Here is a 7171-nt window from a genome sequence, read left to right as displayed (position 1 = left end):
ACGGTGTGGATCCCTTCGGTTCTCCAGTGCGGCCTGATATCCATGGGATAGATGGTGACCAGGAGAACCACGAGCCTTCTGGGGCCCATCGACTGCGCATGACCCGTCGGAAGGTCATCCATCCCGTCCCTCTCCTCCGAACAGGGCAGCCATCTCAACCTCTCGAGGAACTCGAGGCGCATCTGGATCTGGTCCTTGTCTCCATTCCTGCCCTGGCTGCAGCCGACGGGCGAGGTCCACTTGCATTCCCCGAGGAGGATCGTGCCATCGGTGACGACCGAGAAATCGACTTCGGGGCCGTTGCCGTCGTTCGTCTCGGGATGAGGCACCCTCCTCCAGAGCGCGATCTCGCAATGCCGCGTGGGCTCCGGCTCGAGGCCGACAGTGCGGAACAGCTCGTCGGCCCAGCGGGCACGGGCCTGCTCGTCGCATCCGGCTATCGTGCCGAAGACCGACCAGGTGATGGCGTCCTCGCTGTTGAGGGACTGGAGGTCGCAGTAGAAGCCCAGATCCCTCCTGAGATTCCGCAGCGCTTCCCTGTCGAAGCTCGATCCTCTGTCGCTCTTCACGAGCTTCTGCAGGATCGCTGGCTGGACGGGGCCCTCCTCCCCTCCTTCGAAGACCAGGTTCCTGCGGTGCGAGCAGGCTGCGAGAACTCCACCCCTGCTCCGTTCCACTTCCATGAGGCGACCGTTCCAATCCGGAATGTTCATTCGACTCCTTCCTTCAGTGTCTTTCATTCCTTCGCACCACTTTAGAGCAATCGGCTTGCCAGGGGCGTACTCCCGCGATGAAGGCTTGAACAGGCGATACCCGCGATCACATCTCTGTGGATACACTCGGAACTGACTGACTCACATCAATACCTGACGACATGGAGTCATTTGCCGATGCTTCCTCGGTGGCATCTCCGAGGGGGATCGCCCGGCGCCCGCCTGCCTGGGCGGGCGCCGGAGCATGCCGGGTCTAGTTCGCGTTCATCTCCGCGAGGAGCCTCTGGCGGAGATTCTTGGAACGAGAGAGCATGACCGATTTCGCGATCGCCCCTGCGATCGCGGATACGATCGACAGTCCCAGCAGCCCGAGGACGATCCACTTGTGCGCCCCCGAGAAGAACGGCATGCCGAGGATCGGCAGCAGGACGAGAGAGACGCCGGCTGCGAGCAGTGACAGCTTGCCGGGGAGCATGAGCCTCTTCGCCTTCTGCATTCTGTCCGGGTCGACGGGGCGGGTCCCGGCGATCCTCGCGGCGTCGCTGCCGTCGACCACGCACCTGAAGGGCTCGCCACCGTACAGGAAGGTCGTCACCCAGAAGGGCAGGTAGACCCTGGCGCAGTTCTGGGAGATGAGGGTGGTAGTGCAGTTGAGGTCCTTGCAGCGGTCGCCGGGCACGCGCGGGCGGGCCTTCGTTTCGGCGATGGAATCGACGAGGTCCTCTACGTGGGTGAGGAACTCGGTGCGGTCCTTCTCGAAAGGCTCTAGTGCGTAGCCTTCGAGCTGCGAGGGATCGAACGAAACAGCGGAAGAGGGCGGCACCTCTTCGCAGAACCGGGCGAGCGAGGGATCCACCGAATCCGACGCCAGCGTATAGATGAGGTACTTCCCGTTGATCACGCCGTTGCTGGGTCGCCAGTCAGTGACGGTGCGGCGCTTCTTAACGAGCTTGTCGCCCTGCATCTCGAGATACTCCTCCTGCCGGTCGTATCCCGAAGAAGCGAACCAGTCGGCCTTGTACTCGCCGCTCCATGCGTAGAAGGGCAGATAGGTGCCCTTCGTCTCGATCTCCGAGGTCAGCACGTCGTCCGGAGTGAAGGTGCCCTCGCTCAGCCATCCGCGGATCGCCCTCAGGAACCCGCCCTCGTCGACCCTGAAGGGAGCGATGAGATCCGGCGGATCGACGGTGACGTCGACCGCCTGGGTCGAAACCGCGAACTTCGAGCCGCAGTAGCCGCACACCGTGAGATCGAGCCCGGGCAGGAACTGTACGTCCGCCCCGCAATTGGAACACTTCATCTCCTTGAGGGAGAGCTTTCCCGTAGCCATGCGCACCTCCTGTCGAAATGTGATTGCCAGTGAAACGCTTTCGGGCTGCTCCAGAACGGGCCGCCTGAGGGATTCCCCGGCGGCCCGTCATCGGACAGGCCCGGGATCATCCCCCGACAGGGCGGCTGACGGTTGACGGTCATCCGCTGACGGCTGGTCGAGGTGGCAGAGGGTGTGTAGGGTGGCCCACACTGTTTCGTAGATGTCGTGTCTCATCCAGCCGTGCTTCTCTTCGACGGTCGCCTTGAAGTCATCGTAGTCGATCCCGGCCGCGATGGCGGCCATGGCGCGTGCCACCTCGGCCTTCGGGGCCCTGAACCTGTAGCGGTAGTCGGCCCGGTCGAGCTCCACGAGCTCCGACGCCGAAGGGAGATGACGCGCCCGGAAGGACTCCATGTCGGCCCTGATGCGGCCCCTGACAGTGAGCCTCCCATCCCCGCGGTCGCCCGGTTTCTCGACTACGCTGAAGAACCCGAAATCAGTGAAGAGCCACATGCATCCTCCATTCTCCGGGCCCGGGCCCGGTGTGTGCGGTTCAGTCCTTCCCGGCAAGCGGATGCAGGGGCAGCTCACCGTTGTCGCACAGCCAGCTCCGGGCCGTTTCCAGGGTGTTGAGCCAGTCCTTCAGCACCAGGGTCTCGGCCGCGCTGTGCGCGTTCCTGTACCCGACGCTCAGGTTGATGCCGCAGATGCCGGCGCATAGGGTGCAGATGTCGGTGGAGTTGCCCCTGTCCTCCTGCCCGAAGGCATTCACGGCCCTTCTGAAGCCCGGCATGCTCTTTTCGACGTAGGCGAGGAACCCGTCGGTGCCCACGTAGTACCGCTTGAGGTCGTGGGAATCGCGCCTGTCGAACTCGACCATGAACCTGTGCGATCCGTTGAGCTCTGAGGCGATTCCGGGCCGGTTCGCCATCAGCCAGTTCGCCCCGGTCTGTCCGTGTTCCTCTCCATCGGTCACGAGCAGGGAGTGCCCCGAATCCCTCAGCAGCCAGAGGATGGCGCATCCCGCCCTATCGTCGGCCCCGATGCCCTTCGATGGGTCGGTCGAGCGAACGGTGTGGCCGTCGGTGACCAGGTCGGTGATCGAGCTGCGAACCGGGTCTCCTGCCCAGACAGTGTCGGCGTGGGCCACGAGGATCACTCTGTCCTCACGGTTGCCAGGCACGTAGACCGATCGGTGTTCATCCTCCCCGGAGGAAACCGCGCCGGGAAGCCCGGAGAACCTGTCGAGAAGGGTGGGGGAATCGTTCAGGGGCACCTCGAGGAAATCGAACAGAGTCTTCAGCTCTGCTGTCATGTCTCTTTCCTTTCCGGCCGCGAGGCCTTTCCGGGTAATATAGCAATAACGATGCCAGATCTTCGAAGTATCTCACTATATCAAGATGTTTCGGGCGATGGTTCAATCCGACAGGCTTAGTAAAGGTCTGATTGCAGTCAGTAAGTGATATCGAACCTGGAACTGGGAACGAAGAGAGTGCCGAAATCTAAACACAACGCAGACAGCATGATCCCGCGTGATGACCACGGGAGGCGGGAGCGGATCGCGGTGATGATGGGCAGGAACGCCCTCGGTGAGGGCTTCATGGCTCCTCGAGGCAGGCCTAAAAGAGGGGGCTTGACAAAGCCGCATACGGCGCTTATATATCGCTGAGCCGGACAACCACGCCGGCACACTTCCAGGTACATCCGACGTCGCAGTGCGCAAGCGGGCAGCGTTATGCCAGGGCGAACCGATGCACTCCCCGTCGGGAGGTCGGACAGACGACCGGAGAATGCAGTGTGATATGGCAGTAATATACGAAACGGTACGATAGATGTGAATCTGATGGTAAGGCGTCACATACCGATGAAGCGTCAGAAACTGACGTCAGAAACCACCGAGGGCCGGGCGGCCACAGGGGCCGGGAGGGGGGGGGCGAAGCTGAAAGTTGCGGCCGGGAGAGGAAGACTGATGGGATGGCAGAAAGGATGCTCTGATGATCGAAGCGCGGATTCTGTCCGAGAGCGCCAGGCACCACGGGGGTGCCGGTGGATGAAGCCCGTGGGATGGAGGTAGAATGACGAATAACACATCTGTCCGAATCAAGTCTGCAGTTCCTTTCAAATCCAACTCCGAGTACCTCTCGGCCTGCTTCGATCTCGTCCGTGACCTGTGCAGCGTTCGCAGGACACCCGACGAACCGGATTACGGGTCCTGCTCCACCGCCGCCGAGAGGCGCAAGGCACGAATGCTCGCCAGAGAAGCGAAGACGATCGACAAGCCGGCTCTCGAGGCCTGCCGGCGCAAGGCAGCGAATCTGAAGAGGAAGGCCGACGCCACCGTGGATGCCGGCATCGTCGATCTGCCTCTTGTCAGGATCGCGAGGGAGTTCGGGCTCTCAGAGGTCGAGGCTTCCGTCGTGGCCACCGCAGCCGCCTATTACTCCAGACATGAGATCGAACTATTGATCGATCAGGCCACCGGTTGCGGCAGTTTCAACATCAGGGCCGCCCTGAGGCTCCATTTCCCCGACGAGGAGGAGCAGCTCAGGAACAGGAACCTGTTCATGCCCGCCTCGAACCTCATCTGTAGCGGGGTGCTCCGGTATTCACAGAGATACAGATGGAACGACATGAGCGAGGAGAACTTCCTCGGCATCACACTCGAGATGCCCCTCTCCATCAGCAGTCTCATACACGGGATCGATTCGGCCGGCTTGGGCACCGGGCACTCGAAGATCATCGAACCCGGCTGCACCCTCGAGGACCTGAACCTCCCTCCCGCCCTCGAAAGGGAGATACGCCACATCGCAGAGATCGAACTGGCGATGGGGGACCGGGATCTCGACGATCCCGACGAGGGGGATCCGCGTGTCGTCCTGTTCTACGGGCCTCCTGCAACGGGCAAGGACAAGGTGGCACAGGCCTTTGCATCTCTTCTCGGGAAGAAGCTCTACGCCATCAGCACCCCCGCCTACTTGGAGAACGAGATCGACTCCCGCGTGGACATAGAGAGAACCTTCCAGACGGCCCGCATCTTCGGTGCCGTTCCGTGGTTCAGCCGGTCCGAGGGACTGCTGGAGATGGAAGACTACTCCAGCATCGCCGACGACTTTGCAGACATCGTCGGTGAGTACGGCAGCACCGTCATAATGACCGCCAACGGAGCCCCCTCTCTCGGTCCTGTCGGACGCACGCTCACCTACATGGTCGAGATACCGCGCAGCGAACGCGGTGACCGGATCAGGATGATCGATTCCATGATCCCGGCCGGTATCCCAAGGGCAGACGACCTCGACCTCGGCAAGGTGGCCGACAGTTTCACCTCCTCCGGGCCGAAGCTCCGGAGATACGTGCGCCTCGCATGTCGGAAGGCTTCTCTTAGGCCCGAGGGAGAGCATATGCTGCGCACCTCCGACTTCCTGCCCGGCCTCGGCAGGGATGAGGGGAGGAAGGCAGCGAAGGCAGACGACCTGTCATACATTGCGGAGCCCCGCGCCCGGCTGGACGACGTGATCCTCGGGAAGTCCCAGAGAGAGACGGTGAAGCAGATCATCGAGTCGGTCGGGGTCTGGAGCAAGGTCTTCGACGAATGGGGTCTTGCCGAGAGGTATGCGACCGGCAGGGGGATCTCGGCCCTCTTCTGCGGGCCTAGCGGCACCGGCAAGACCCTCACCGCCGAAGCCATTGCCGGTGAGCTCGGTAAGCCCATCCGGGTAGTGCAGCTCTCGGGCATGATGGACAAGTACGTCGGTGAGAGCGAGAAGCACATCGTGGAGATCTTCCGAAACGCCTCCCGGAACGGTGAGGTCCTCGTGATCGACGAAGCCGACTCGCTCTTCGCGAGCCGCGTGGACTCCTCGACGCACAACAGCTACTACATCAACAGCCACATCAACACCCTGTTGAAGGAGATGGACGATTTCGAGGGGATACTCATCCTCACCACCAACTACGCCGTGAAGATGGACACCGCCTTCGAGCGCAGGATCAGGTGGAAGGTGGAGTTCCCGGCCCCCGACGCGGAAGCACGGGCCGCCATCTGGAGAAAGATGTTCCCCGAATCCGTGCCGCTCTCCCCGGACATCGACTTCGATGCCCTCGGACGGGAGTTCGAGCTGTCCGGTGGATCGATCAGGAGCGCCGCACTCAAAGCTCTCTTCATCATCGCATCGGAGGGTGTTCCGCTCTCGATGGAGCACCTGAGAGCAGCGATGACCAGCGAGAGGCTCGCGATGAAGGGCATCGAGAGCGGCAGGGAGATCGGATTCGGGAACCCGGCCTGAGGAAGGGGCACGCGGTGCGGAGGCTCGTCCTCCCCACCGCCGCCCTTATCGCTGCCTTTCGCGTAAGGCCCTGCAGAGCCGACGAACTCGAGATCGGTTCTCCTCCGGAACCGGAATTCAGGCCCGGGCTCCCGTTGATCTGCGACTGCACAGGCCAGGACACGCCCGAGAGTGTGACAGACGCGGGTATCGAGTGAAACAGTTTCATCGCGCACGACTCTCTAGGTTGGCTGAGCTGATACGGGGGATTGAGCCTGCGGCGTGTCAGGGGCGTGAAGGAGAACCGTCAGTATTTGACCGGGTATGACAGTCGTGATAGTTTCTCCGGGTCGAACCCCGGAGGCGCGCATGGCGAAGAGAACGGTGATCATCGACAACAGTCTGGACGGAGCGGCCGCAGGAGCGGCCTTCCTCCTCGCGAACCCCGATGCGGGGGTGTTCATCTCGAGTTCCTACAGCCTTCCGTCACGGCTCGCCAATCTGCCGGAGTGGGGCCGCGACATCACCGAGACGACCATTCTGGGCATCGGGTGCAGGCGCTTGGAGGCGGAGCTCACCGAGGCTATGCGGACGCTCTCCGGGTTGGGAGTATCCATATCCTGGATCTCTCACGGCAGAGGCTACCCTGAGTACGAATCAGCCGTCGAAGGCCTCTGCACGCTGATCCGCGAGCCTGATTCCACCACCCTCACGCACGCAGTGCTCAGCAGCCTCGGCCTGACGGATCACCCCAGGGCGGCGTTCCTGCTGGCCATCGCCGAGGCGGGAAGGATCGAGAATCTGAAGGATCGCGGCCAGAAGACCATGGCCGAGCTTGCCGTGGCTTCGATGTACCGCTTCTTCCAGCTCGGCGACAGGGAGGC

The 7171-nt window shown here is 62.3% G+C and carries 6 protein-coding genes; 2 read left to right on the top strand and 4 right to left on the bottom strand.

The features are described 5' to 3' along the window. The 4 genes from QUS11_07380 to QUS11_07365 form a co-directional block, all read right to left on the bottom strand. Positions 1-683 (bottom strand): hypothetical protein (locus QUS11_07380; protein ID MDM7993121.1); only part of this gene is annotated, 683 nt, incomplete at its 3' end. 283 nt (positions 684-966) lie between these two features. Continuing rightward, on the bottom strand, positions 967-2043 hold the full coding sequence (locus QUS11_07375; GenBank protein MDM7993120.1) for a hypothetical protein: 1077 nt from the start codon (positions 2041-2043) through the stop codon (positions 967-969). Positions 2044-2130: 87 nt separating this feature from the next. Beyond that, positions 2131-2538, bottom strand: a complete 408-nt coding sequence (locus QUS11_07370) for a hypothetical protein (GenBank protein MDM7993119.1) — start codon at positions 2536-2538, stop codon at positions 2131-2133. A gap of 40 nt (positions 2539-2578) precedes the next feature. After that, complete coding sequence (locus QUS11_07365) at positions 2579-3340, bottom strand: hypothetical protein (GenBank protein MDM7993118.1); 762 nt, start codon at positions 3338-3340, stop codon at positions 2579-2581. Positions 3341-4100: 760 nt separating this feature from the next. Here QUS11_07365 and QUS11_07360 point away from each other — a divergent pair. Both QUS11_07360 and QUS11_07355 read left to right on the top strand, forming a co-directional pair. Next, positions 4101-6308 carry an ATP-binding protein gene (locus tag QUS11_07360; protein MDM7993117.1) on the top strand — a complete coding sequence of 736 codons (2208 nt, stop codon included), beginning with the start codon at positions 4101-4103 and terminating at the stop codon, positions 6306-6308. A 348-nt stretch (positions 6309-6656) separates the two neighbouring features. Beyond that, the coding region (locus QUS11_07355; protein ID MDM7993116.1) for a hypothetical protein at positions 6657-7171 on the top strand (515 nt) is incomplete at its 3' end.

Origin of the sequence: Candidatus Fermentibacter sp. (assembly GCA_030373045.1) — a bacterium.
In the GTDB taxonomy this organism is placed as follows: domain Bacteria; phylum Fermentibacterota; class Fermentibacteria; order Fermentibacterales; family Fermentibacteraceae; genus Fermentibacter.
This window is presented reverse-complemented; position numbering and strand designations above follow the sequence as displayed.

What these genes read in the sequence shown, in the direction of transcription:
- QUS11_07375 (MDM7993120.1), bottom strand. Translation starts at nt 2,043, where the DNA reads ATGGCTACGGGAAAGCTCTCCCTCAAGGAGATGAAGTGTTCCAATTGC.
- QUS11_07370 (MDM7993119.1), bottom strand. Translation starts at nt 2,538, where the DNA reads ATGTGGCTCTTCACTGATTTCGGGTTCTTCAGCGTAGTCGAGAAACCG.
- QUS11_07365 (MDM7993118.1), bottom strand. Translation starts at nt 3,340, where the DNA reads ATGACAGCAGAGCTGAAGACTCTGTTCGATTTCCTCGAGGTGCCCCTG.
- QUS11_07360 (MDM7993117.1), top strand. Translation starts at nt 4,101, where the DNA reads ATGACGAATAACACATCTGTCCGAATCAAGTCTGCAGTTCCTTTCAAA.